The 24,180-nt window shown below is 66.8% G+C and carries 22 protein-coding genes; 13 read left to right on the forward strand and 9 right to left on the reverse strand.

The window, feature by feature from the left end:
• Positions 1 to 6: 6 nt before the first annotated feature.
• Positions 7 to 2,010: a M13 family metallopeptidase gene (locus GS4_RS04455; protein WP_007617912.1), complete on the reverse strand. Its 2,004-nt coding sequence runs from the start codon at positions 2,008 to 2,010 to the stop codon at positions 7 to 9.
• 69 nt (positions 2,011 to 2,079) lie between these two features.
• On the opposite strand from GS4_RS04455, the gene GS4_RS04460 reads away from it, so the two are divergent.
• The 4 genes from GS4_RS04460 to GS4_RS04475 all read left to right on the forward strand — a co-directional run bounded on the left by GS4_RS04460 (position 2,080) and on the right by GS4_RS04475 (position 6,032).
• Positions 2,080 to 3,552 (forward strand): dihydrolipoyl dehydrogenase family protein, encoded by a 1,473-nt coding sequence (locus GS4_RS04460; protein WP_007617915.1) that lies wholly within the window; start codon positions 2,080 to 2,082, stop codon positions 3,550 to 3,552.
• A gap of 56 nt (positions 3,553 to 3,608) precedes the next feature.
• Positions 3,609 to 3,953 (forward strand): hypothetical protein, encoded by a 345-nt coding sequence (locus tag GS4_RS04465; protein WP_007617916.1) that lies wholly within the window; start codon positions 3,609 to 3,611, stop codon positions 3,951 to 3,953.
• 463 nt (positions 3,954 to 4,416) lie between these two features.
• A complete protein-coding gene (locus GS4_RS04470; protein ID WP_007617918.1) occupies positions 4,417 to 5,169 on the forward strand; it encodes a FadR/GntR family transcriptional regulator in 753 nt (250 codons plus the stop codon).
• Positions 5,170 to 5,243: 74 nt separating this feature from the next.
• Entirely contained in the window at positions 5,244 to 6,032 is a 789-nt protein-coding gene (locus GS4_RS04475) for a sterol desaturase family protein (RefSeq protein ID WP_007617920.1), read from the forward strand.
• Between the two features lie 21 nt (positions 6,033 to 6,053).
• On the opposite strand, the gene GS4_RS04480 is transcribed toward GS4_RS04475, so the two are convergent.
• Positions 6,054 to 6,791, reverse strand: a complete 738-nt coding sequence (locus GS4_RS04480) for a pirin family protein (protein ID WP_007617922.1) — start codon at positions 6,789 to 6,791, stop codon at positions 6,054 to 6,056.
• A 184-nt stretch (positions 6,792 to 6,975) separates the two neighbouring features.
• Here GS4_RS04480 and GS4_RS04485 point away from each other — a divergent pair, with 184 nt between their 5' ends.
• The gene (locus tag GS4_RS04485; protein ID WP_040509455.1) at positions 6,976 to 8,610 is read left to right on the forward strand and encodes an NTF2-like N-terminal transpeptidase domain-containing protein; all 1,635 of its coding nucleotides are present in this window, start codon (positions 6,976 to 6,978) and stop codon (positions 8,608 to 8,610) included.
• A 40-nt stretch (positions 8,611 to 8,650) separates the two neighbouring features.
• Here GS4_RS04485 and GS4_RS04490 read toward each other — a convergent pair whose 3' ends face one another.
• Both GS4_RS04490 and GS4_RS04495 read right to left on the reverse strand, forming a co-directional pair.
• Positions 8,651 to 9,103 (reverse strand): DUF3054 domain-containing protein, encoded by a 453-nt coding sequence (locus GS4_RS04490; RefSeq protein ID WP_007617929.1) that lies wholly within the window; start codon positions 9,101 to 9,103, stop codon positions 8,651 to 8,653.
• Between the two features lie 5 nt (positions 9,104 to 9,108).
• Positions 9,109 to 10,365, reverse strand: a complete 1,257-nt coding sequence (locus tag GS4_RS04495; RefSeq protein ID WP_007617931.1) for a lysylphosphatidylglycerol synthase transmembrane domain-containing protein — start codon at positions 10,363 to 10,365, stop codon at positions 9,109 to 9,111.
• A 34-nt stretch (positions 10,366 to 10,399) separates the two neighbouring features.
• On the opposite strand from GS4_RS04495, the gene GS4_RS04500 reads away from it, so the two are divergent.
• The 4 genes from GS4_RS04500 to GS4_RS04515 all read left to right on the forward strand — a co-directional run bounded on the left by GS4_RS04500 (position 10,400) and on the right by GS4_RS04515 (position 14,401).
• A complete protein-coding gene (locus GS4_RS04500; RefSeq protein ID WP_007617933.1) occupies positions 10,400 to 11,770 on the forward strand; it encodes an AI-2E family transporter in 1,371 nt (456 codons plus the stop codon).
• Between the two features lie 12 nt (positions 11,771 to 11,782).
• A complete protein-coding gene (gene macS / locus GS4_RS04505; RefSeq protein WP_007617935.1) occupies positions 11,783 to 12,964 on the forward strand; it encodes a MacS family sensor histidine kinase in 1,182 nt (393 codons plus the stop codon).
• On the forward strand, positions 12,925 to 13,623 hold the full coding sequence (locus GS4_RS04510) for a response regulator (protein WP_040509457.1): 699 nt from the start codon (positions 12,925 to 12,927) through the stop codon (positions 13,621 to 13,623). Before macS ends, GS4_RS04510 begins: the two co-directional genes overlap by 40 nt.
• A gap of 64 nt (positions 13,624 to 13,687) precedes the next feature.
• Positions 13,688 to 14,401: an enoyl-CoA hydratase-related protein gene (locus GS4_RS04515; protein ID WP_007617939.1), complete on the forward strand. Its 714-nt coding sequence runs from the start codon at positions 13,688 to 13,690 to the stop codon at positions 14,399 to 14,401.
• 38 nt (positions 14,402 to 14,439) lie between these two features.
• Here GS4_RS04515 and GS4_RS04520 read toward each other — a convergent pair whose 3' ends face one another.
• On the reverse strand, positions 14,440 to 14,688 hold the full coding sequence (locus tag GS4_RS04520) for a F0F1 ATP synthase subunit C (RefSeq protein ID WP_007617942.1): 249 nt from the start codon (positions 14,686 to 14,688) through the stop codon (positions 14,440 to 14,442).
• A 1,154-nt stretch (positions 14,689 to 15,842) separates the two neighbouring features.
• Positions 15,843 to 16,199, reverse strand: coding sequence for a hypothetical protein (locus GS4_RS24725; RefSeq protein ID WP_007617944.1), 357 nt, complete (start codon positions 16,197 to 16,199; stop codon positions 15,843 to 15,845).
• Between the two features lie 388 nt (positions 16,200 to 16,587).
• Between GS4_RS24725 and GS4_RS04530 the strand changes: the two genes are divergently transcribed.
• A complete protein-coding gene (locus GS4_RS04530; RefSeq protein WP_007617945.1) occupies positions 16,588 to 17,325 on the forward strand; it encodes a GAF and ANTAR domain-containing protein in 738 nt (245 codons plus the stop codon).
• Between the two features lie 881 nt (positions 17,326 to 18,206).
• Positions 18,207 to 19,094, forward strand: a complete 888-nt coding sequence (locus GS4_RS25090) for a glycine-rich protein (protein ID WP_245555567.1) — start codon at positions 18,207 to 18,209, stop codon at positions 19,092 to 19,094.
• A gap of 451 nt (positions 19,095 to 19,545) precedes the next feature.
• Here the strand turns inward: GS4_RS25090 and GS4_RS04540 are convergent, their stop codons facing one another.
• Positions 19,546 to 20,697, reverse strand: a complete 1,152-nt coding sequence (locus tag GS4_RS04540) for a zinc-dependent alcohol dehydrogenase (protein ID WP_007617954.1) — start codon at positions 20,695 to 20,697, stop codon at positions 19,546 to 19,548.
• Positions 20,697 to 21,122 carry a tautomerase family protein gene (locus GS4_RS04545; protein ID WP_245555560.1) on the reverse strand — a complete coding sequence of 142 codons (426 nt, stop codon included), beginning with the start codon at positions 21,120 to 21,122 and terminating at the stop codon, positions 20,697 to 20,699. Before GS4_RS04545 ends, GS4_RS04540 begins: the two co-directional genes overlap by 1 nt.
• Positions 21,123 to 21,224: 102 nt before the next feature.
• Here GS4_RS04545 and GS4_RS04550 point away from each other — a divergent pair, with 102 nt between their 5' ends.
• Positions 21,225 to 21,797: a TetR/AcrR family transcriptional regulator gene (locus tag GS4_RS04550; RefSeq protein WP_007617962.1), complete on the forward strand. Its 573-nt coding sequence runs from the start codon at positions 21,225 to 21,227 to the stop codon at positions 21,795 to 21,797.
• A 1,048-nt stretch (positions 21,798 to 22,845) separates the two neighbouring features.
• Here the strand turns inward: GS4_RS04550 and GS4_RS04555 are convergent.
• Positions 22,846 to 23,256, reverse strand: a complete 411-nt coding sequence (locus tag GS4_RS04555; RefSeq protein ID WP_007617966.1) for an ester cyclase — start codon at positions 23,254 to 23,256, stop codon at positions 22,846 to 22,848.
• A gap of 236 nt (positions 23,257 to 23,492) precedes the next feature.
• Here GS4_RS04555 and GS4_RS04560 point away from each other — a divergent pair, with 236 nt between their 5' ends.
• Positions 23,493 to 24,140 carry a response regulator transcription factor gene (locus GS4_RS04560; RefSeq protein ID WP_007617967.1) on the forward strand — a complete coding sequence of 216 codons (648 nt, stop codon included), beginning with the start codon at positions 23,493 to 23,495 and terminating at the stop codon, positions 24,138 to 24,140.
• The last annotated feature ends 40 nt before the right edge of the window (positions 24,141 to 24,180 follow it).

A 24,180-nucleotide genomic window follows, 5' to 3' on the forward strand; every position in this document is an offset into this window, starting at 1 on the left:
CGAGGGTCACCAGATCCGGACGCGGTCGGACTCGTCCAGGTAGAGCGAATCGCCCGGTGAGACGTCGAAGGCAGAGTAGAAGGCGTCGATGTTGCGCACCACCCCGTTGCAACGGAACTCCGGTGGCGAGTGCGGGTCGATCGACAGGCGGCGAATGGCCTCGGCGTCACGGGTCTTGGTCCGCCAGATCTGTGCCCAGCTGAAGAACACCCGCTGTTCACCGGTGAGACCGTCGATCACCGGCGGCCCCGCTGCGTCCCCGGTGGCCGCGTCCCGGGTCGCCAGGTCGTAGGCCACCAGCGCGATGGACAGACCGCCCAGATCGCCGATGTTCTCACCGATGGTGAAATCGCCGTTGACCTTGTGCTCGGGGTCGAGGCCGGCGGGGGTGAACTCGCCGTACTGGTCGATCAGCTTCTTGGTGCGAGCACCGAACTCGGTGCGATCGGAGTCGGTCCACCAGTCGACCAGATTGCCGTCGCCGTCGTACTTGGCTCCCTGATCGTCGAATCCATGGCCGATCTCGTGACCGATCACCGCGCCGATGCCGCCGTAGTTCGCCGCGTCGTCGGCGTCGGGGTCGAAGAACGGGGGCTGCAGGATGGCCGCCGGGAAGACGATCTCGTTCATACCCGGGTTGTAATAGGCGTTCACGGTCTGCGGGGTCATGAACCACTCGTCGTGGTCGACCGGCTGCCCGATCTTGGCGAACTCGCGATCCTGCTCGAACGACGATGCGCGTGCGACGTTGCCGATCAGGTCACCGCGATCGACGGTCAGCCCGGCGTAGTCCCGCCAGGTGGCGGGGTAGCCGATCTTGGGGGTGAACTTGCCCAGCTTGACCAGGGCCTTCTCCCGGGTCTCCGGTGACATCCAGTCCAGGTCGCTGATGTTGCGGCGGTAGGCCGCGACCAGGTTGTCGATGAGCTCGTCCATCCGAGCCTTGGCCTCGGGAGGGAAATGCTTGGCGACGTACAGCTTCGCGACCGCGAAACCGGCTGCGCCCTCGACGAATCCGACGCCGCGCTTCCACCGCTCACGGTTGGTCTCGGCGCCGGTGAGGGTGCGGCCGTAGAAGTCGAAGTTCGCATCCACGAACTCCGCCGACAGATACGGTGCGGCCGACCGCAGCAGTCGCCAGGTCAGCCAGTTGCGCCACTCCGACAGTTCGCGCCCGGCGAGCAGTCCGGCCGCGCCGGAGATGAACGACGGCTGGCCGACGACGATCTCGGCGAAGACCGGGTCGGCCGCATCGAGCCCCTCCAGCCAGGCCGCGACGTCGAAACCGGTGGCGGTGTCGGTGAACTCGGCGAGTGTCTGCAGGTTGTAGGTCAGCTCGGCGTCCCGCCGGCGGACCACGTCCCAGTGCTGAGCCGCGATCTCGGTCTCCAGCGCGAGGACCGCGGCGGCGCTCCCCTGCGGATCGTCGACGCCCGCGAGTGTGAACACCGTGGTGATGTGTTCGACGTAGGCGGCCCGGGTCTGGGCGTGCTTGTCCTCGCGGTAGTAGGACTCGTCGGGCAGGCCGAGCCCGGACTGGACCACGTGGACCAGGTAGCGGTCGGACTGCCGCGCATCCGTGTCGACGTAGAAGCCGAACAGACCGCCGATGCCGCGGCGCTGCAAGCGGCCGAGCAGCCCGCTCACCGCCGAGGTCGAATCGACCGCCGCGATCTCGTCCAGGGTCTCCCGGATCGGATCGATCCCGAGGGCGTCGATCCGCTCGAGGTCCATGAACGAGGCGTACAGGTCACCGATCTTCTGCTCGTCCGACCCGGCGGCGGGGTCCGATGCGGCGGTGGACTCGATGATGTCGCGCACGTTCTCTTCGGCGCGATCGCGCAGCACGTGGAAGGCGCCGTCGACCGATCGGTCATCGGGGATGACATGCGACTCGAGCCACTTCCCGTTCACGTGGGCGAAGAGGTCGTCTTGGATACGGATCGTGTCGTCGACCCACTCCAGGTCGAGTCCGGAGGACAGGCCGGGTTCTGTGTTCGATGCAGTCACGCACACCATCCTGGCACTGCTTCTCCGATCCGTCAGCCATCGACCGCGCGGGGTTTCTACGGTGGGTACATGGCTCCCACATCGGACACGGATTCTGCATCGGACACCTATGACGTCATCGTGATCGGCGCCGGCCCGGTCGGCGAGAACGTCGCCGACTACGCGATCCGGGGCAGTGATCGGACGGCGGTGTTGATCGAACACGAGCTCGTCGGCGGCGAGTGCTCGTACTGGGCGTGCATGCCCAGCAAGGCGCTCCTGGGCCCGGGTGCGGCTCTCGCGGCGGCGCGTGGGCTGCCGGGAGCACGCGAGCGCGTCGGCGACGAGCATCCAGACCGTGATGCGGTCTTCGGCTGGCGCGACGCGATGACGCATCGCCGGGACGACGGTTCGCAGGTCGACTGGGCGCGCGGGGCCGGGCTCGACGTCGTCCGCGGACACGGCCGGATCTCGGCCGAACGGACCGTCACCGTCGGCGATCGCACCCTGCACGCGCGCGAAGCGGTGGTGATCGCCACCGGCAGCACTGCGTCGATACCGCCCATTCCGGGCCTGCGCGAGGCGTTCCCCTGGACGTCACGGGACGCGACCAACATCGCGGAGGTGCCGGACCGCGTCGTCGTACTCGGGGGTGGTGTGGTGGCGTGCGAGGCGGCCACCTGGCTCGCCGACCTGGGCGTCCGTGAGATCACCATGCTGGTTCGGGGGGACCGTCTGCTGCCCAAGACCGAACCGTTCGCCGGTGAGCTCATCGCCGACGGCCTCCGGTCGGCAGGCGTCGACATCCGATTCGGCACGACGATCGGGTCCGTCGATCGACCCGATGCGGCCGATACCGGCTACGGCCGTATCCACGGCGGCACCGCCACGATCGGCCTCGTCACCGCCGATGGTGAGCCCGCAGGCGAACTGGTCGTCGACGAGGTGTTGGTGGCTGCCGGTCGTGCTCCGGCGAGCACCGACGTCGGACTCGACGTGGTGGGGCTCGAGGCCCGCGGACCGGTCGAGGTCGACGACTCGCTGACGGTTCCCGGGCATCCGTGGCTCTACGCGGTCGGTGACGTCAACGGTCGGGTCGCCCTCACCCACATGGGCAAGTACCAGGCACGGGTCGCCGGCGACGTCATCGCGGCCCGAGCGGAAGGAAAGGACCTGTCGGGCAGCAGGTTCCGCGCGACCTCCGATCACGGTGCAGTGCCACAGGTGGTGTTCACCCGACCCGAGCTGGCGGCGGTCGGACGAACCGAGGAAGAGGCGCGGGCCGACGGCGTCGACGTCGAGGTGGTCGCCGCCGACATCGCGGTGGCCGGATCGGCGGTGCTCCGCGAGGACTACCGAGGCCGGGCGCAACTGATCATCGACCGGGCGCGTGACGTGATCGTCGGTGCGACCTTCGTCGGTTCCGGCGTCGAGGAGTTGGTGCACTCGGCGACCGTCGCCGTGGTCGGCGAGGTGCCGCTGGAGAAGCTGTGGCACGCGGTGCCCTCGTATCCGACCGTCAGTGAGATCTGGTTGCGGTTGCTGGAGCAGCGTCGGGTCTGACGCACCACCGTGGGTGTCTCGGGTTGCGCTCGGCGTCCCATGGGTACCCGTTCAGCATGAGCACTCATCCGAACGCATCCTCGGATCTCGGCCGGCGCGACGTCGAGAAGCGGTGGCGCGACCCGGCTGCCTTCCGAGCCGCGGTCGGGTTCGTCGTGGCGGTCGGTATCGTCGACGCGGCGGCTGCAGCGGTGTTCCTCTCGGTCGATCGCCACAATCTCCTGCTCGCCGGTCTCGTTCCGGCGGTCCTCTTGCTCGGTGGACTCGGGGCGTCGGTGCAGGCGTATCGCGTCTATCGACGTGGCGGGACATGGCCTGCGTGGCAGGGCGCATCGTGGTTCCTGTTCGCGCTGATGCTCGTGGCGCTCGGCTTCCCCGCGCTGGCGGGCGATCCCGGCTGACGTCCTGATCTCAGCGGTACCGAGAAACAGACCGACCACCGACCGTGTGCGAAATCTGCACGTCAGCGGGTAGGCGCTGACGTTATGTCGTCGGTCCGGTCCCCTCGTGCGGATTTCGTACCGGGGCCGAGGCGGGGGGGCTGCGCGGGGGCGCGGTGCCGGGTCGCGGCACGGTGGCAGGTCGTCGGAGAACTGACACGTGAGCGCGCCGTACCGTGCGCATTCCTGAGTCGATCCCGCTCTGGTGTCATTTGTCCGATCGCGGCGTTCCGACCGGGGTACACCGGGGAGGGGTCGCTGTCGTGGGACCGCCGCCCGCCCTCGTACGAAATCTGTACGTCAGCGGGTAGGCACTGACGATATGTCCTCGGTCCGGCTCTCTCGTACAGATTTCGTACTGGAGTTCGGCCGACAACTGGTATGACCACTTGACCACCGGACCAGTCGATCATACGGTCAGTGCATGCCGTTCGAGCCGATCGCCCGCCGCACCGTGTCCGAGGATGCGTACGACCAGATCCTCGACGGGATGCTCTCCGGCGACCTCGCCGCAGGTCAGACGCTGCCCAGCGAGCGTGAGCTGTCGCGTTTGCTGGGTGTGTCCCGACCCGCGGTCCGGGAGGCGCTGACCCGGGTGGCGGCCGCCGGACTGATCACCGTCCGACACGGCGAAGGCACCCGCATCCGGGATCTCGCGACCGCGGGGGGACTCGACCTGTTGCCGCGTCTTCTGGTGCGCGATGGTTCGGTGGTGCCCGACGTCGCGCGGTCGGTGGTGGAGGCGCGTGCCGAGATCGGGCCCGTGGTGGCCGGTCTGGCGGCGCGCCGGGCGACGGACGAGGACGTCGAGCGTATCCGGGCCACCGTCGACGGGCTGACCGCGGAGCTCGACCCGATCGCGCAACAGGTTGCCGCGCTGGAGTTCTGGAGCCGGATCATCGACGGGGCGCACTCGATCGCCTTCCGGCTGATGTACAACTCGCTGCGCGCGGCCTACGAACCCGCACTCGACGCGCTGGCCGCGGTGCTCGAACCGGAAGTCGGTAACGCCGCGGGGTATCGCGCGGTGCTCGACGCCGTGGCCGACCACGATCCCGACTCGGCGCGCGTCGCAGCGGGTGATCTCCTGCAGCCGGCGACCACCACCCTGCTCGGCCTCTTCGACGCCATGACGGCCACCGAGCCCCAGCCCGAGCCCCAGCCCGGGCCCGAATAGCCCGGACCCGGACAGTCCGAAACCGGAAGCGGCGGGAACGAACCGCCCGCACCCCGATCCGATGGGAGCCCACGATGACCGCCACCGACGATGCGGCACGCGCATCCGGACGTCCGGATGCGGACGGGCCGGGGTCAGAGCACACGGCAACCGATTCCGCGCCGGGATCGTCGGGGGACGCGCGTCGACGCGTCGCCTCCGACGAACGCCGTCTCCGTCGATCTCGCCGTGACCTCACGTTGCGCGTGGCGTTCGTCGAGTTCGTCCGGCACCCGTCGCCCTGGATGATCACGATCCTGCTCGTCGCGGCGCTCGCCGCACGCCTCGCGCTAGGTGGTTGGGGGCTGGTCGACCTGCTGGTCCCGCTGGTGATGGTCGCGGTGTTCCCGTTGGCGGAGTGGCTGATCCACGTCTTCATCCTGCATTGGCGGCCCAAACGGCTCGGTCCGGTGACCGTTGACACCCTCTTGGCGCGCAAACACCGTGAGCATCACAACGATCCGCGGGACATCCCGCTGATCTTCATCCCGTGGCGGGCGCTGATCTGGGTGATCGCGGCCGCGGTGCTGATCGGCGCCTTCGCATTCGGCAGCATCCGGCCCGGTCTGACATTTCTGGTGATACTCGGCGCCTTGGGCATCGTCTACGAGTGGACGCACTACCTGATCCACACCGACTATCGGCCGCGGTCGCGTCTGTACCGCGCTATCTGGCGCAACCACCGCTTCCATCACTATCGCAACGAGCACTATTGGTTCACGGTGACGACGTCGGGCACCGCCGACCGACTGTTGCGCACGCATCCCGACCCCGACTCGGTCGAGAAGTCGCCGACCGCGAAGAACCTGCACGCGCTGGGCTGAATTGTCGGCCCGGCGCGTTCGTCACTCGCCGAGAGTCGTCGCCATCGCCCACATCAGGATCTCTGCATCGCGGACCGCGGTGACGGGTTCGCCGCCGAGATCGGACCCGCGCAGCGTGTCGCCGACGGTGAGCTCGGTGTCGGCGAACCGTACCGAGCCGGCGGTGACGAACAGATGCAGGAAGCGCGCCGTCGGGACGATGACCGCCTGACCGCGTCGGAGACGGGCGGCGTGCAGGGTCGCCGACCGGTTGGCGATACGGATGGCCGAGTCGAGCGTCGGGTCACCCGAGGCCACCGCGACCAGCCGGCCGGGCGTCAGGTCGGCGGCGATGTCGTGTTGGTCGTAGGACGGCGTACGGCCGTGCTCGTCGGGCAGCAACCACATCTGCACGTAGTGGGCTGGCTCGGCGCCCGCAGAATCCCGATGCGGCCAGGTGTCGTTGCGCTCCGAGTGTTCGACCCCCGTCCCCGCGCTCATCGCCTGTGCCAACCCCGGGTACACGACCCCCGAGTGGCCCGCGGAGTCCTGGTGCACCAGTGATCCCGAGGTGACCCAGGTGACGATCTCGGTCTCGCGATGCGGATGCGCGTCGAAACCCTGCCCGGGGAGCACGATCTCGTCGTTGTGCACCAGCAGCACGCCGTGGTGGGTGTTGGCCGGGTCGTAGTGGTCGCCGAACGAGAATCCGTGCCGCGAGGTGAGCCACTCGGTCGTTGTCTCCGCTCGATCGCCGCTGCGGATCACCGAATAGGACATGGACCCATTATGGGCGCGTCGCGTGGTCGGCGTGTCCGCGCCCGAAACGGTCCGTCCATGACCGGGGCCGGGCGGGCAGAGTGGCCGGAATCCCAGGCCCGAGACCCTTTCGTGACGGGTCGGATCCCCGAATGGAAGCCGCGAACCATCGCTATTCGGTGTTACACGAGTGAAAATTGTGACTATGAAGATCTGGGTCAGGCGCGCGCCTGCGGTGGCGTGTGCAGCGGTGGCGTGCGGGGTCGCCCTCTCCTCGTGTGGCATCTCCCTCGCCGACAACGGGGCAGGTGCGGTGGCACGGCAGTTCGCCGCTGCACTGGAGCGGCAGGACGCCTCTGCGGCCGCGGCGTTCACCACCGCACCCGGGCAAGCAGGCGACGCCCTGACCTCCACGCTGCAGGCGATGCACCCCGAGAAGGTGGACGTCGCGGTCCACCGACCCGTCGAGTACAGCGACGGCACAGCGTCGTTCTCGCTGACGACCACCTATTCGTGGCCGGAAGGACGCACGTTCGAGACCACCAGCAACGGCACCGCCCGACACCTGTCGTCGGGCTGGAAGGTCTCCTGGGAGCCGTCGATCATCTATCCGGGTCTGCCGGTCGGCGGACAGCTGCGGCAGATCCGCACCGACGCCACGCCGTCGCCCTCCGTCCGTAGCAGGTCGGGGAAGACCTTCATGTATCTGCAGCCGGTGAACGAGATCGTGCTCGATCCGACCCGCACCACCGACGTCGGTCGGTCGACCCGGGCGCTGGCCCGCAGCCTCGCGCCCATCGCACCGCTGATCACCAGCGACGTCATCGCGGCCAAGTTGTCGAAGTCGGAGGGGCGGGCGATCACCGCGGTGACCCTGCGCGACTCCGACATGGAGGTGCTCACCTCCAGCCCGTCGGCGGTGCCGGGCGTGACGGTTCGCAAGGCCGGCAAGCTGGTGATGGCCGACCGTCGCCTGATGTCGCCACTCGAGACCGGACTGACGAACTACTGGCAGGCGATCCGCGACGCGACGTCCGGCTGGCAGGTGCAGATGACTGCGCCCGGACTCGTGCCGCGCAAGCTCACCGGTGCCCAGGGGCCTGCCGGACCGAATGTGCGCACGACCGTCGACCAGGGCATGCAGCTGACGCTCGGTGACGCGGCGGTCGAGGTCGGCCAGCCGGCGACCATCCTCGCATTCGACGCAGGCACCGGCGCCGTGCTCGGGATGGCGCAGAACTCGTACGCCGTCGACCGTGGCATCAACATCGACGACGCCTACCCCGCCGGCAGCACGCTGACACCGGTGTTCTCGACCGTGGAGCGGGTGGCGAACGAGCAGAAGCAGTCGTCGGCCGAGCTGCTCGACCGACTCGGGCTCGGCGTCCAGTTCACCGTTCCCGGCGCCAGCGCCCCCACCGCGAAGCGACCGGGTGTCCAGACCGTCGACTTCCGTCCCGGCGACCTGAACGTCTCGATGCTCAACATGGGCGCGTTGGGAGTCGCGCTGTCGCGCAGTGTATCCGGCACGATGTCGTCGGTTGCGCCCTACGTGATCGACGGCGTCCCGACCAAGGTCGCCGGCGGCAGCCTCGGCGAGCTCGACAGGTCGATGACGGCGCCGATCCTGAAGGCGATGTCGGCGACCGCCAAGAACGGTGACGCCAGTGATCTCACGCGAGCCCCCGGATTGCGTGCGCTGGTCGGCACCAACGGTCCGCAGGGACCGGGCTGGTTCGTCGGTCTCCAGGACCGCAAGGTGATCGTCGTCTACTGCGAGGGCGAGAAGTCGGGTACCGCGGCGCTCCAGGTGGCGCAGAAGTACTTCCGCATCCGCTGAGCGTGATCGAGGGCGTTGCCGCCCCGGGAAGTCCGCGAACTCAGCGGGCAGCCCGGCGGCGGAGCACCGTGCCGACGATCACGCGCCAACCGATCAGGAACAGCCCGAGCGCGATTGTCGCCACGATCACGAAGCTGACCGCGACGCCCTGGTGGAGGATGTAGCGCAGCACCATCCCGACGGCCACGGCGCAGACCCAGATGACGATCCCGGCCGGCCCGATGCGGTCGGGCGCGAAGTCGTGGCCGAACCAGTCGTCGGACTGGACGTGAGAGTAGACGTATGCGATCGACCAGCCGGCGGCCGCGCCGACGACGAACGGCCACAGTGTCTGGAGCACCCCGACCAGCGCGAAGCCGTCATGGTGATTTGCACGGCCGATGAGGACGAAGACGGTCACGGCGACCAGGTCCAGCAGCGCGGCCACGGTCATCGGCACCCGCGCACGCGTCGTGCGGGCCCCGACGTCGTCGATGGTCTGCGACTCCGGCATGGCCCTTACGGTAGCGCCTGCCCGCGGCCCGGGGAATCGCCGTCCCCCGACTCGGGAGAGGGTGCGGCGGGGGGCTCCGTGGATTGGTCCGATCGGATGACATTTGGCCGGTCGACGTGGTCGTCCGGTCTGGGGGGAGGCCGCTCGTCGTCGGGACCACGGGCGGTCGTCTCGGCCGGGTCCGATCCGGTCTCCGGCCCGAGGTCCTCGGTGATCTCGGCGTCGAGGTCGTCCCCGGTCTTGATGGTGGTCCGGAACATCACCATGATGATCACCCAACCGACGGCGGCCACCAGCACGTAGCTGATGATGCGGTAGACGAGGACGGCGAGGATGGCGTCCGCCGCTGGCATCCCGGCACTGGTCAGAGCCGGCACCAGCACTGCATCGACCACGCCGATGCCGCCGGGCAGGAGCGGCACGGCGGTGCCGACGGCCTTGGATGCGGCGTACGCGACCATCAGGCCGGCGATGCTCGGCTCCGCACCGACCGCCCAGCAGGCGAACATCAGGCAGCCGACGTCGGCTACCCAGTTGAAGAAGCTCCATCCGAACGAGATGGCGGTGTCACGACGATTGAGCTGCACCGCGCGCAGCTGCTCGAGGGTCTCGCGGAGTCGGGCGATGCCGTGGTCGTCGGACTTGTTGCGTACCTGGTTGAGCCAACCGAGCATCCGTATCCCGGTGTTCTCCAACGACTCCGGATGGCTTGCGAGATATTGCAGGATCACTGCGACGGCGATGAAGCCGACGACGGAGAAGACCACCGAGAACGGACTGGTCTTGGCGCCGGCCAACAGCGCACCACCGAATCCGAGGACAGCCAGTCCGACGCCGGCGAGGAGTCCGGACATGACGACCTGCCAGGACGCCACCACCGGCGTAGCGCCCCATTTCCGCGTCTCGCGGTAGGTGAAGGCGGGGGCGAGGACCTGTCCGCCCGGCATGGTCTGCGACACCGAGTTGGCGGCGAGTACCACCGAGAGCGACTTCCACTGGGATACCCGCACGCCTGCCGACCGCAGTAGGGCTCGCTGGACCTGCGCGAAGCTGTCCATCGATGCGAGGGCAGCGACGATGCAGGCCGCGATCCACACCCAGTTGAGCTCGCCGACGCGGTCCCACGCCTGCTCGAGCTTCGGCCAGATCAGGAACACCTCGACGGCGAGGACGGCCAGTACGACAGCGAGGAGTACCCACCGCAACCACCAGAAACGTGGTCGCGGCGCGGCGATGTGACCCGCCGACTCCTCCGACGACATAGTGCACACCATATCCACAGCTACGCTTACTCCCGTGAGCGATGCCGACTCGGTAGGACGGTCGAGCCGCGATCTGGCGGCGATCGATCGTGCCAAGGTGCATCCGCTGGTGCGGGCAAGCGCCGAATGGGCGTGGCGACTGCTGCTGATCGTGGCGGCCGTGTACGTGTTGCTGCAGGTCTTCCGGCACTTCGAAGAGGTGCTGGTCCCGGTGGCCCTCGCGATCCTGGGTGCCGCGATGCTGGTCCCGGTCGTCGACGAGATGGATCGACGCAAGGTGCCGCGGTCGCTCGCGGTCCTGCTCACCATCATCGTGTCGCTCGGCATCCTCGCCGCGGTACTGACGTTTGTGGTCAAGGAGTTCATCCGCGGCTTCCCGGCGCTGACCCAGGAGATATCCGGAACCGTCGAGAGCGTCCGTGACTGGCTGATCACCGGGCCGTTCGGGGTCGGTGAGGACCAGGTCCGCAACATCGGCAACGACATCCTCGACTTCATGCAGCACAACCAGGACAAGGTCACCAGCGGTGCCCTCGCCACCGCGGGGACGGCGACGGAGATCGTCACCGGGGCACTGCTGGCCTTGTTCCTGCTGATCTTCTTCCTCTACGGCGGCGGCCAGATCTGGACCTTCACCACCAAGTTGGTCCCCACCCCGAGTCGCGGAAAGGTGCGATCGGCGGGGATCGCCGGCTTCGGGACGCTCGTCGGATACGTGCGGGCCACGGTTGCAGTCGCATTCGTCGACGCCTGCGGCATCGGTGTCGGCCTGGCGATCCTGCAGGTCCCGCTCGCATTGCCACTGGCGTCGCTGGTCTTCCTCGGCGCGTTCATCCCCATCGTCGGCGCGCTGATCACCGGCACCCTCGCGGTGCTCGTCGCATTGGTCACCAAGGGCTGGATCGCGGCGGTCATCGCAACGGCCATCGTCGTCGGCGTGATGCAGTTGGAGAGCCATGTGCTGCAGCCGTTCCTGCTCGGTCGGTCGGTGCGGCTGCACCCCGTCGCCGTGGTGTTGGCGATCGCCGCGGGCATCGTGTCGGCAGGCATCATCGGTGGGCTGCTCGCGGTTCCGTTGATCGCTTTCGGCAACACATTCGTCCGACACCTGTCGGGTGCCCGACACCGGTCGCACGAGAACTCGTCGGAGAAGATGTACCCCGCCGCGCCGGATGCGCCGCGGTGGGAGCTCACCGACTCGGAGGACGACGTCGTCGACGACCTCACCGACGACCTCGCCGACGACGCGGCCGGCGCTGACGGGCCGGACAGCAGCGACGGGCCGGACAGCAGGAACGAGTCGGGCAGCAGCAACGGTTCAGGCGTCGACGACTCGGCCGGCCGTGACGAGTCGCGCAGCAGCGACGACCCGGATCCCGACACCACACCCCCCGCGAACGGCTGATCGGCGCACCGGATGTCGGCCGTCACGCCGGAGGGCCGCGTCCGTGCTGTCGTGGTCGGTGCCGACACCGACCCGGTGGGGCCGCTCTGGCGGGGTGCGCAGATGTTGCGGGTCCTGTCGTTCCTCTATGCACTCGGCTTCCAGATAGCGGTCAACGACGACCTCGCACATCCGGCGGTGACCTGGGCGCTCTTCGGTGTGCTCGCAGCGTGGACGATCGCGTGCGGCGTTGCCTACTACGTCGGTTTCGGGCGCAATCGATGGTGGGTGGGCGCCGAGATCGTCGTCGTCTGCGCGCTGATGATCTCCACGCCCTTCGTCGCGGGTGGTGACTGGGCCAATGACAATCAGAGCTGGCCCACCACGTTGTGGGCCACCAACGCCGTGGTGTCCGCGGCCATCCTCGGCGGACCGATCTGGGGCATCGTGGTCGGGCTGGTGGTGGGTGGTACCAGCACATATGTCAAGGGACACTTCAGTTTCGACTTCGGACGCAACGCGACCGTCATCGTGATCGTGGTGACCGGCATGGCGGTCGGACTCGCATCGGCGAATGCTCGACGGGCGGCGACGGCATTGGCGACCGCCGCCCGGATCGCGGCGCGGACCGAGGAACGAGAGCGGTTGTCCCGCGAGGTCCACGACGGTGTCCTCCAGGTCTTGTCGTTGATCGCCAAGCGCGGCCGCGAGATCGGGGGACCGACCACCGAGCTCGCCGAGCTGGCAGGCTCCCAGGAACAGGCTCTCCGACAACTGATCTCGGAGACCGGCAGCACCATAGGGGTCGACGGCGATGCCGAGGACCTCGCGGCCGTGTTGCGCGCGATGGCCCGCCCGGGGGTGTCGGTGAGTGCACCCGCGCGTCCGGTGGTGGTGCCCCGCACCACCGTGGTAGAGATCGCCGGAGCCGTGACGAATGCCCTGGACAATGTCACCCGCCACGCAGGAGTCGGGGCGCGCGCCTTCGTACTCCTCGAGGATCTCGACGACCGGGTCGTGGTCAGCGTGCGCGACGACGGGGTGGGGATCGCGGACGGGCGGCTGGCCGAGGCCGAACAGCAGGGACGGATGGGTGTCTCGAAGGCCATCGTCGGACGGATCGAGAGTCTCGGCGGCGCAGCGGTGCTCGACTCCGAACCGGGCGTCGGCACAGAATGGGAACTCACGGTTCCGGTGGAGCGGGAGGTCGGATGAGCGAGGCGGCACTGCGGGTCATGGTGGTCGACGACCATCCGATGTGGCGCGACGGGGTCGCCCGTGACCTGGCCGACGAGGGCTTCGAGGTGGTCGCGACCGCCGACGGTGTCGGCAGCGCGGGTCGTAGGGCAGGCGCGGTGACCCCCGACGTGGTGTTGATGGACATGCAGCTGCCGGACGGCACCGGCGCGGAGGCCACGGCTGCGGTCCTGGCGGTGTCACCGGCCAGTCGGGTGCTCGTGCTGTCGGCATCGGAGGAGCGGGACGACGTCCTGGAGGCCGTGAAGGCCGGTGCGAGTGGCTATCTGGTGAAGAGTTCGTCGCGCACCGAGCTGGTGGACGCGGTCCGCGCGACCGCCGACGGTCAGGCGGTCTTCACGCCCGGTCTGGCCGGACTCATCCTCGGTGAGTATCGGCGGATGTCGCAGGAGCCGACCACCGATCCGGCCATGCCCCGGCTCACCGATCGCGAGACCGAGGTGCTGCGATACGTCGCAAAGGGGTTGAGCGCCAAACAGATCGCACGCAAGCTGTCGCTGAGTCACCGGACCGTCGAGAATCACGTGCAGGCGACCCTGCGGAAGCTGCAATTGGGCAATCGTGTCGAGCTGACGCGGTACGCGATCGAACACGGCCTGGACGAGCCGCCCGCCTGAACGTCGACGGTCGGGGTGCCGCCGACCGACCACCGGGTTCGCCGGTGACCCCTAGGGTGGAGTCGTGCCACATCTGATCCGTGACGACGACGTGTACGTGCTCCACCTCGACGACGCCGACGGCGACGGAACGGGTGAGAACGTGATCGGCCCGCCCGCTGTCCGGCAGATCGGCGAACTCCTCGACGAGGTGGCGGCCGCCGACGGAGCATCCGGGCTGGTGACGACCGGTGCTGGCAAGTTCTTCTCCACCGGCCTCGACACCGCCTGGGTACTGCAGAACGTCGAGCAGGTGGACGCCTACACCCAGAGTGTGCAGGAGTTGCTGGCGCGGTTCCTCAGCTTCCCGATGCCAACGGCCGCCGCGATCAACGGCCACGCCTTCGGCGCCGGGGCCCTGCTGGCATTCGCTCACGATCGGATCGTCATGCGCGCCGACCGGGGCTTCCTGTGCATGCCCGGGGTGACCATCGGCGCGAGCTATGCGCCGGGCAGCGTCCGCTTGGTGGCGGCCAAGGTGCCCGCCCCGATCAACCACGAGGTGCTGGTCACGGGTCGGCGTTACGGGGGTGCCGTCGCCACCGAATTGGGCATCGTGCACGAGGCGGTCGCCCAGGACGAGGTGGTACCCGCCGCGACGAAGTGGGTGCGTGAGCACGGCCATCTGAGCGGCCGGACCATCGGCGAGATCAAAGCGTCGCTCCATGCCGACGTGGTTGACGCCCTGCGTGCCGAGGTCAGCGGTGTCGGTGATCAGGCGGCTATCGCGGACAGTTGATGCGATCCACCGCCGAGCGGCCAATACCGGTCGCCCTGTCAGGCACCGGGAGTCGCGAACACGAATAGTGCCATGAACGCGATGTTGATGAAGTACGAGGCTTCGACGAGGCTGACCGTGATGAAGAACGGTGTGAATAGGCGGGTCTGGGCTTCGGGTTGACGAGCGACGCCTTCGATGAGTCGAGACCCTGCTACGCCGTTGCCGATACCTGCAGCCATCGCGCCGCCTGCGAGGGTTATCGCGCCCGCGAGCAGGGCGTCGCCGATGAGTGCTTCGCTGGCCATGATTGCTTCTCTCGAATCGCGGAACGTGGACTGCCGTAGCGATGTCGACAGTGACGTCCTCATCGCGACGACTAGTCTGTGGTCGTTTCGGTGGGTCAGAGTTCGACCGATTGGTCTAATCATAGACCAATCGGTCGAATTCTGCGAGCGCGGTGATGATCCGGGACACCCTGCGGGTTTGCCGACGCCCGCCAGGCGTTGCTGGCGATCAGCTGGAGTCTGTCGATGATGGGGGACCTCGATCTCGACGACGGTGACAGTCGCGCGGCTGCTGAACAGCTGGCCCAGGACATCATCGTCGCTCGTTTGTAGGTCGACTTCCTCGCTGAACGTGTCGGGTGTCGATGGCTGTGCCTTGGTCGGTGCCGACTAGATTGAGCGGATGCGGCCTGGACGAGGATCGATCCGCCTCACCCTCACCTGCCAAGCAGCAATTCTGATAGTTCTGGGGACGATGATCGCTGCCTGCGGCGATCAGGCTCCGACGGGCCCGAGCCTCCCTTCCGTCAACGGAGGGGGTGCAAGTTGGGAACGCCGAAATGCCTCGCTGCCCTCCCCTGTTCCTACACAACAGAGTGAGTTCGTAGGTAGGTGGACGGGCCACCTCAGGGACCTCAGTTTGAACGGCGACGGTACTGGTTCGATCGGAGTTCGAAAGCCCGCCAAGCTCCCTGACGGCCGCGTCGTCGGCGAACGATGGTCGTTGCGGTGGTTTCACGACGGGCACTCGATCATTGTCACGTTCGGACAGCGAACAGCTTTCGACGGCGACGGATCGAGCGGCCTCATTGAGGCGAACTCCAGTCACTCGGCATCGTTGGCTACAGCGTCAGATTCAGCAGACACCACGTTCATGCTGATGTCCGGGTTCGGTCGGCCTGCGCTGAGCCTCGCATGGTGCCGGGTAGATGCTCCACTGGGCATCTGCGGCTAGAGCCGTGACGCTTCACATGGCCGCCGGAGTTGTTTTGGCGCTATCCGCTGAGGCCCGGGCGAACGCCGAAAGTCACGCTCGACGCGGAGGTTGACGGCTCCGAGTAGTCCGATCAGCGCTCCGACTGCACTGAGGTGCACGGTGAGCGCTCGGTTCGAGAGAGTCACCTGTGCGACGTTACGGATCATGGGCGTACGAATCGCACATGCCGCCGCCACCTCTAGTCAGGGCCACAGCCTCCGAGTTCGCAGCCCATCCATACGAAGGCGACGACGGTGGTCAGCGGGAGGTAGCCGATGAGGAATGGGACGACGAACCATCGGCTGGATGTCCATCGCAGCGCGACGAGTCCGCAGACGACGATGACGGCTGCCAGGGGGATGATCCAGGACATCCAGTACGTGGCGGGTGGTGGTTCTGGAGCTGGGGGAGGGTCGGCGATGCCGAACAGGTCTCGGAAACCCTGTGGCACCCACACGACCGTGGCGGGACCGAGAACGGGTCCGCAGATCAGCCCAGCGATGGCGAGGACCGCGCGTAGTGTCTGCTGCGCGTTGCTCGAATGATGCGACGTCATCCTGGGTAGAACTCGCGACGGGTGTGTCCGGTCAATCCGCGATCTCCTGATCCGACGGTGGGCTGTACGGCCCGGAATCGCAGCGAGGATCGCCCGATGGTGAATCGGACCCCGTCCCATGCCCGTTGACGGTGCGGCCTCGTGCGTTCTCTCGCTGTGTGTTCCGGCCTCGTTGTCTCCCAACAGCACTGCCTCTTCTGACAGGGCCAGGCTGGCCAAACGGCTCGGGCCGACTGTGCTTCTGGGACTGGTGGCGAGGCGTGGAGGTTAGGCTAGCGGTGACACTATCGCGACGTCGAGGTGAATGTCGGCACTGTGAAGCGATCTGCTGACACTCACTCTGTGGCGATCATCGTGATTTGCGACCAGATGTGAGGAGGGGATTGGTGTGGGCGCTTCGACCGGCGGAATGCAGGAGCGTGGAATTCATGGCGACATCGAGCGACTGGCACGTGACCTTCACGGTGCCCCTGGGCAGATGTGGACGACTCCGGATACCTTGTTGGCCGATGTCACGCAGGCTGCAGTAGACATCTTGCCCGGCGTCGATCACTCCGCTGTCACCTTGGTTGTCAAGTCAACGCACAAGTCGCATCGGCCCAGTTTGGAATCTACCGCGGCCACCAGCGCGGTCGCTGTTGCAGTTGATCAGATTCAACACACCCTCGGAGAAGGGCCCTGTGTTGCAGCGGCATGGAGACAGCGCAGCGTGCGTATCGATGACCTCGCGGATGAATCTCGCTGGCCCCGTTTTGCGCTCGCGATCATCGAGCAGACACCGGTCCGTGCTGCCATGGCCATCCAGCTGTTCACCAACGGCGAAGAGTTGGGTGCATTGAACCTGTACTCGGAGACTCCCAACAGCTTCTCCGACGATCTCGAAGATCTTGCGCATCAGCTGTCGACACACGCTGCGATCGCACTATCGGGATCGCGCAGAGGTCAACAATTCCGCAGCGCGCTGGCCTCACGCGACACCATAGGCCAGGCCAAGGGCATCATCATGGAGCGCTTCGGAATCGACGCTGTCGCGGCATTTCAGCTACTGCGGCGGCTATCCCAGGAAAGCAACACCGCCCTAGCAGTGATCGCCGAACAACTTGTCAGTGGCGTGCATAATCCGTGACGAACGACGTCTCGGTGCATCGCGGCAGAGCTGACGGCCCCACAGTTGCGAGGGTGGTGATGAACTCACCGCCTTCCAGCAACGGCCGAAGACACCGCTTCAGGCCTGCGGCGAGAAGGGTCTCGTGCGATAGCTGATCGCGTGGAGCTGACAAGCACCAGAGGATCTACGTCTCCCTGGTGCTGGCTGACCGTGCCCTCGCGCCATGGACACCCACTCGACCCGGCGAACACACGCTGATCGACACTTGGACCTACCGAGGGTTGTCCAACGCGAACTATCGCTGTTCATCCCGCCGCCGCTATCGGCCTCGGATGCCGCACTCGGTAGAACCCGATAGTGCCGACGCATCTGGCGGGGACTGTGACGGCGGTGCGACAACCCGTTCGCCAGTTGGGTTTCCGACGCAACCGACCATCGAGTGTGAGTCGTGATCGCCGTCGGCAACGGCGCTCATGAAGTGCGGGGAAGTCGACGGCGGGGATCGGCTACTCGGGTACACAGGGGCGATTGGTCCGACGACGTCTCCGTGGCAACGCATCTGAGACAGAACGGGATACACGGTGCCGTGACAGTCTGACAGCGTCCCCATCGTTGCCGAGGACCGACGAACGGAGCCATCGGAGGCGGACGCCTCCGCAGACCCGGTCGCGTGGTGGGCGGGCGTCCTGGTTTGGGGACTGCCGGCGGAGTGATGGTGCACTTTACGCTCATCCGCGGGTGGCGTTGCGTAACGGGCGTGGTGCCCCGGTGATGGAGTGGAGCGACTGATCATGATGCGGTCCAACTATTCTGAAGGCCATCGAGACCATCGAGGCTGGTGCGGGCGGGGCGTCATGGGCGGCGCCGCGGGCGTGGCGATGACGGTCGGCGCGCTCGTGATGGCACCGGGCTCAGCTTCGGCGGCGTTGCCGGCTGAATGCGTGCAGCCCGATCTCGCCGGGGTGGTGACGTGCACCTACACTGCAGCAGGCCCACACACGCTGGAGCTCCCTGCTGGTGTGGGGTCGGTGCAGGTGACCGCGATCGGTGGCCACGGCGGCACATCCCAGAACCGTGCCGGTGGCAAGGGTGCGGAGGTGACCGGCACCATCGCGGTGCCCCCTCGGTCACGAACCCTGGTTGCTGTGGTCGCCGGCAACGGCGCTGATACCCAGCCTGGCCCCGACCGGACCGGCGGGGCTGGTGGGGTCGGCGGCGGAGGCCGCGGCGGGACTCCACCTGAGAATGCGGCGACACAGCAGTTCGTACCCGGCGCCGGAGGCGGGGGCGCCTCAGATATCCGCACCGCAGGTGATGATCTGGACAGCCGAGTACTCGTCGCCGCCGGCGGCGGTGGAGGGGCGTACAACGCTGCTGGCGGCAACGCGGGCGATCCCGGACCCATATCGAACAATGGTGATCGGGTGGCGGCACAGCCCGGAACAAGCACCGCCGGCGGCGCCGGCGGAGCGTTTCTCGGATTTCTCGACTGGGCCGGGTCTCCTGGAACCAAGGGTAACGGTGGGACCGGCTCGCCCAGCCAGCCGGATACAAGTGTCCGATTCGTTGTCGGAGGTGGCGGAGGCGGTGCAGGCGTGTACGGCGGGGGCGGCGGCGCACCTCAGGGTGGGGGCGCTGGTGGCTCGTCTATGGTCCCGGCGGGCGGAACCCTCGCCCTCAGTGACAAGAACCCATCGATCACCATCACCTACCGACCACCCACGCCATCGAACCCGCCGTGCCCCTGGCAGTTGTGCATCGACCCGGGAAAGTTCGGCAGCAGCTGACGCAGGATCGTGGTGGGCCCGGAAGGGGCCGTGGCAGAGGAGAAGCGTCGTTCGACGACGGTCAGCTGTAGGTTGCCGACACGGCGTGGAAGGTGGCTGCGGTGTCGACTCTGGCCGCCACATCTGTGGCAGCGCCGCCGCGCGTCGGTTCGCCACCCGAACACGGGCCTCGGTCAGCCCATCACCGGCAAGTCCTCGGCCTCCGAGAGAAGTACTTCACTGACTGTCTGCTGGCGTTCTGCATCACCACGAGTCCGCCACGATCGTTTCCGGCAGCGGCGGCGAATACGGCAGCGTCAGAAGGATCTCGTCGTATGCGGAGTGCGCTGTCGGGACGTGAATCTGGGACTGTGAGCTCGTAGGGCCTATGAGATTCTGTTCGTAGATCTCCGCGTCGCTTGTCACTCGAATCGAATTCACGACCGACCATGCGGTGAAACGTCGCATCTGGTCATGGGTGTTCGTTGGGTCCGTTTCGCGTCAGCGGTGCTCGGTGTAGGACGAGTTTGGTGGTGTGTGCTTGGTAGGCGACGGGAGCGTCGTCCCAGTCGGCGAGGGTGGTCGTGACCAGTTCGGCGGGGAAGTCGGTGGTGGCCACGAAGTCGAGGAGTGCAGGCAGGATCGGCCGGACGTGAGAGATGCCGATGTGCAGGGTGGCGTCGTTGGCGTACATGTGCATCAGCGGCACCTTGGTTCCCGGGGGCAGGTAATACCCGACTGGAGTACACATTCCGCCGGGGGTCAGGGAGCGAAGCGCTGCGTCCACTCCCGCTGCGGTGGAGGTGCATTCGACCACGAGGTCGTATCGACGATCCGGGAGATCGGCACGGCGTAGCTTGCGCTTGCGGACCGGATGCACGGTGGCGCCGAACCGTTCGGCGATGGCCAGTCGTTCGGGGCGGTGATCGACATAGTCCACGTGCTCGGCCCTGTGGGCGACGGCGAGGCCGGCTGCATAGAGGCCGATGCTCTGTCCCGCACCGCCGAGGACCAGCACCGAGCCGCCGGGTCGTTGTTCGAGCGCTGGGACCACGCACCGCCAGGCGTCGGAGAGGTTGTCGCTGGCCGCGGCCACCCGCAGCGGATTCAGTCCGTCGGGGACCTTGACGAGCATGTGGTCGGCGTAGGGGATTCGCAGCAGGTCGGCGACCATCCCACCCCAGGGCCCACTGGCCGGTCCGAACCCGAACGCCGACAACGTGGATCCTGAGGCGGTCGTCCAGCACTTCGCCGTCAGACCGCGCCGACACTCGACGCAGTCACCGCACGACACCGCCCATGGCACCACCACGATGTCGCCGACGTTGAGGTCGGTGACGGCCGCGCCCAGTTCTACGATCTCGGCGACGCATTCGTGCCCGATACCGATCGGGCCTCGAAAGGGCACCGTGCCGCAGATGCTGCCCACGATGGGATCGACGAGGCCGACCCGCATTCCGACCTGCATGGCACGCGAAACATGCCGGTGTATGGGCAGGGTGTCGCCGTCGCAGCGTGAGGCGATGAACGGACGCACGATCGCATCACGAATGTCCTGCAGGTGCGGGGAGGGGCGCTCACGCCATTGCAGATCGTGCGCGCCGATCAGTTGCAGTTCCCGCATCAGCTCGACGCCGTGGCGCCGGCGGCGAGGGCCTTGAGGTCGGCGAATCGGACGATCGCGCCTCCCGCACCCCAGGTGCCCTCGGGCTGCTCGTGGACGAGCACCCACACCCGCAACCCGTCGCTGTCCGTCAGGCCGGCCGCCGTCGACACGTCGCGGGTGACCTGCTCGACGAGTCCGGCTTTGCGGCGATCGGACAGAGCGCCCTGCGGGACGGTCACATCGATACGGAACCGCGGCAGTTCGTCGCCCAGGCTGCCGAACGACTCCCGGGGGATCTCGTCGATGCGCGACCACGTCAACGATCGGAAGAACGCGGTATCGGGTGCGCCCTCCCACTGCAGCAGCGTCGCGGCCAGAGTCGATTGCAGCTGTGTGCGGCTCTCGGCGCTCAGGACGTCGACGGGCAGGGTCAGTTGGATCATCGGCACGGCGGATGCACCCCTCTAGGATTATGACGCTCGTAATATTTGTCGTGGACGGTACGCTAAGACGGTCGTCATAGGCAAGAGGAGCGGGAGGACGTGATGGCTCGATCTCGAGCGCGTGAGCAGATGGTCGCCGGGACGGCCGACCTGCTAGGGCGGCGTGGACTCCGCGCGACGAGCGTGCGGGAGCTGGCGAAACACTCGGGAGCTCCGTTGGGGTCGACTTATCACCATTTCCCGGGCGGGAAGACGCAGATGGCAGTCGAAGCCGTGCAGTTCGCGGACGCGATGATCACCCGCACACTGACCGCAGAGTTGGCGGCCTCGGATCCGGTCGCGGGACTGCGATCATTCATCGATCTGTGGCGAAAGATCGTCGTGGACAGTGAGTTCCGGGCCGGCTGCCCGGTGCTGGCGGTCTCGGTTGAGGAGCCCGACGACGACGACTCACCCCTGCGGGCCGCGGCGAGTGCGTTTACGCAGTGGATCGAGCTGCTCGCCGACGCGATGCGAGCTCACGGAGCCAACGCCATCGAGGCCGAACGCCTCGCCACGTTGATCGTGGCCTCGGTCGAAGGCACTGTGGCGATCTGTCGCGCACAGCGCAGCACTATCGCTCTGGACCTGACCGCCGACGCCCTGGAAGGTGCCGTCCGTAGTGCGATCAGATGACACCTCCATCCCAGTCGTACAGGTTCTGGTCAGGCGGCACTGAGCAATACGCCAACTGAGCGAGTATTCAGGAGGGCGCCATGGTCGACGAGCCGAAAGATCCTGAGATCGTGCGATGGCTGCACCACGACGTACCAGGCCGATGGCGCCACCTGCTGGTCTGAGGGCAGGATCGTCCAACAGGCCGATCGCCTCGTACGAGTATCTGATGACGCGACGGATGAACCACGATGGCGCTGCTGCGTGACGGCGCATGGGTGACTGGGGAGCTCGTGTGGTCGTCTGTTCAAAACCGCGACCTGGGCCGCGCGCGGCCAGTCCGTCGGCGAACGATTCGCCAGTGTGAAGTGGATTCAGTCTATACTGGATGTGGTGGGAGATGGAGGATCACGACCAGTTCGGCGGCCTGGACCGTTGGTGGCGGATCAACTTGCCGCGGCGCGGCGCGGCGCTCGAATCGCTCGGGTCGCGGCGGTTGTGGCCACCGTCGGTCTGACCGTCACGATCATCTTTGTTGTCACCGAACCTGCCGCCGCAGCAACCGCTTTCAGTGCTCTCGTCACGGTGTGCGCGCTGGTCGTCGAGATTGTCTACATACACCGAGGTGCGATTGGCGCTGATCTGCGATAGACGTGGCTCGCGGTGGAGAGTTGGCGGAACTACGTTCATGGCGACCGGCATATCGCCGCAGTGCATGAAAGTCTGTCATCCGCGGATCGTCTGCACCGACCCGCAACTTCGCGTATTCCGAGTACCTCGTATCGCGCTGCCGTGGATGCGGATTCGATCCCGGCCCGCTTGTCTACCACGTCCAGGAATTGTTCCGCCGGCTGCGCCGCTGATCTGCCTCGTCGTCACCGACGACCCCGGTACCACCCACCACGCCCCATGCGCATCGCCTACATCGCCACCCGCACCGACGGGCACTCACCGGACCTCAGCGCGTGCTCAAGCGCCCGCAGACAGTCTCTGAGTTCACCTTCCGAGACGAAGCGTGATCTGGGCTGAAAGGGCCTTTTGCTCAACTCTTTGGGTCGGTTCGCAGTACCTATTCGCCGGCCAGCCCGAGTTGTGTCAGGAAGTCGAGCTGGTCGAAATAGAGGTGCTCGGAGAGCAGAGTGTTGCCGTCGATGTGGTAAGTCGCGCTCCATCGGAACGACACCGACTTGCCGGTTGCCTCGACGGTCCCGGATGGGCTCCGCAGAGGGCCATCGTGAACTCCGTCGAACAATCCCTCGACTGATGCGTCGTCGCCGCTTTCCACCGACGAGATGATGCTCAGAGTTCCGGCCGAGAAGGCGGTCTGGAACACCGACAGAAATTCCAGTACTTGCTCGCGTCCGGTGAACACGCCACCTGGTGAGACCAGTTGAGCATCTTCAGACCATGGTTCATCCGAGGGGGTGCGGCTGTTGAATGCCGTGATGTGATTGTCGATGACATCTCGCGCGTTACTCAAGGCTGGACCTCCGATGGCAGAGTCTGTGGGCGTTCCGTGCTGGACCCCGGTGAGGCGAACTCAGGGGGAGTGTCAGGGTCAGCCCACTCGGGTGCTCACATTAATGAGCTCGGCAATCGCAGGGATAGTCCCATAAATCGGACGTTGCGAATCGAGCTCGTCAAGCCGGTGTCGCGGAATCGCTGGCCGCTTTATCGTCGGCGTGTGACGGAATGCATCACGGGTGAGAGGTCGGCATGGAGTTGAGCGTGGGAATCGTCGACGATCATCAATCGGCGGTGTGGGGTATAGAACGCGTTCTTCAGGACGAGCCGAGTATGCGTCTGGCCGCGGCGGCGAAAACCGTCGATGAGTTGATTTCTCTCGCAGCCCGTCTGGACGTGGTCATACTCGACCTGCGACTGGCCGACGGGACTGTTCCCCAGTCGAACGTGGAACGCCTCAGGGCTGCGGGGTTCGGTGTCCTGGTCTATACCTCAGGAGAGTATCCGGACCTGCTTCGTTCGGCGGCGCGAGCAGGGGTGCTGGGTATGGTCAGCAAGAGTGCGGACCGGGCCGACGTGGTAGCGGCCATTGCAGCAGCCGCTCGAGGCAATCCGGTGCTGGGGATGGAATGGGCCGCGGCGATCGACTCGGATCCCGAGCTGGACGCGGTGCGTTTGAGTCCACAACTACAACGGGTGCTGACGCTGTACGCCAACGGCCACACCGCACGCAGGATCAGCGAGATCATGTATGTGCAGGTCGACACGGTGAACATGTATCTCAAACGAATCCGGCAGAAGTATGCGGAGGCGGGACGCCCGGCACCGACCAAGCTGGACCTGTTCAAGCGTGCAGTCGAGGACGGACTTCTTCCCCCGCATCGACGAGACCAGCAGTGAAGCACGGTCTCGACGGAGAGCGGATTCAACGATTGTTGTC

Source organism: Gordonia soli NBRC 108243 (assembly GCF_000334455.1).
Classification (GTDB): domain Bacteria; phylum Actinomycetota; class Actinomycetes; order Mycobacteriales; family Mycobacteriaceae; genus Gordonia; species Gordonia soli.

What these genes read in the sequence shown, in the direction of transcription:
- GS4_RS04475 (WP_007617920.1), top strand. Translation starts at nt 5,244, where the DNA reads ATGACCGCCACCGACGATGCGGCACGCGCATCCGGACGTCCGGATGCG.
- GS4_RS04480 (WP_007617922.1), bottom strand. Translation starts at nt 6,791, where the DNA reads ATGTCCTATTCGGTGATCCGCAGCGGCGATCGAGCGGAGACAACGACC.
- GS4_RS04485 (WP_040509455.1), top strand. Translation starts at nt 6,976, where the DNA reads ATGAAGATCTGGGTCAGGCGCGCGCCTGCGGTGGCGTGTGCAGCGGTG.
- GS4_RS25090 (WP_245555567.1), top strand. Translation starts at nt 18,207, where the DNA reads ATGGCACCGGGCTCAGCTTCGGCGGCGTTGCCGGCTGAATGCGTGCAG.
- GS4_RS24725 (WP_007617944.1), bottom strand. Translation starts at nt 16,199, where the DNA reads ATGACGTCGCATCATTCGAGCAACGCGCAGCAGACACTACGCGCGGTC.
- GS4_RS04510 (WP_040509457.1), top strand. Translation starts at nt 12,925, where the DNA reads ATGGGAACTCACGGTTCCGGTGGAGCGGGAGGTCGGATGAGCGAGGCG.
- GS4_RS04520 (WP_007617942.1), bottom strand. Translation starts at nt 14,688, where the DNA reads ATGGCCAGCGAAGCACTCATCGGCGACGCCCTGCTCGCGGGCGCGATA.
- GS4_RS04465 (WP_007617916.1), top strand. Translation starts at nt 3,609, where the DNA reads ATGAGCACTCATCCGAACGCATCCTCGGATCTCGGCCGGCGCGACGTC.
- GS4_RS04560 (WP_007617967.1), top strand. Translation starts at nt 23,493, where the DNA reads ATGGAGTTGAGCGTGGGAATCGTCGACGATCATCAATCGGCGGTGTGG.
- GS4_RS04545 (WP_245555560.1), bottom strand. Translation starts at nt 21,122, where the DNA reads ATGATCCAACTGACCCTGCCCGTCGACGTCCTGAGCGCCGAGAGCCGC.
- GS4_RS04550 (WP_007617962.1), top strand. Translation starts at nt 21,225, where the DNA reads ATGGCTCGATCTCGAGCGCGTGAGCAGATGGTCGCCGGGACGGCCGAC.
- GS4_RS04490 (WP_007617929.1), bottom strand. Translation starts at nt 9,103, where the DNA reads ATGCCGGAGTCGCAGACCATCGACGACGTCGGGGCCCGCACGACGCGT.
- GS4_RS04495 (WP_007617931.1), bottom strand. Translation starts at nt 10,365, where the DNA reads ATGTCGTCGGAGGAGTCGGCGGGTCACATCGCCGCGCCGCGACCACGT.
- GS4_RS04470 (WP_007617918.1), top strand. Translation starts at nt 4,417, where the DNA reads ATGCCGTTCGAGCCGATCGCCCGCCGCACCGTGTCCGAGGATGCGTAC.
- GS4_RS04460 (WP_007617915.1), top strand. Translation starts at nt 2,080, where the DNA reads ATGGCTCCCACATCGGACACGGATTCTGCATCGGACACCTATGACGTC.
- macS (WP_007617935.1), top strand. Translation starts at nt 11,783, where the DNA reads ATGTCGGCCGTCACGCCGGAGGGCCGCGTCCGTGCTGTCGTGGTCGGT.
- GS4_RS04540 (WP_007617954.1), bottom strand. Translation starts at nt 20,697, where the DNA reads ATGCGGGAACTGCAACTGATCGGCGCGCACGATCTGCAATGGCGTGAG.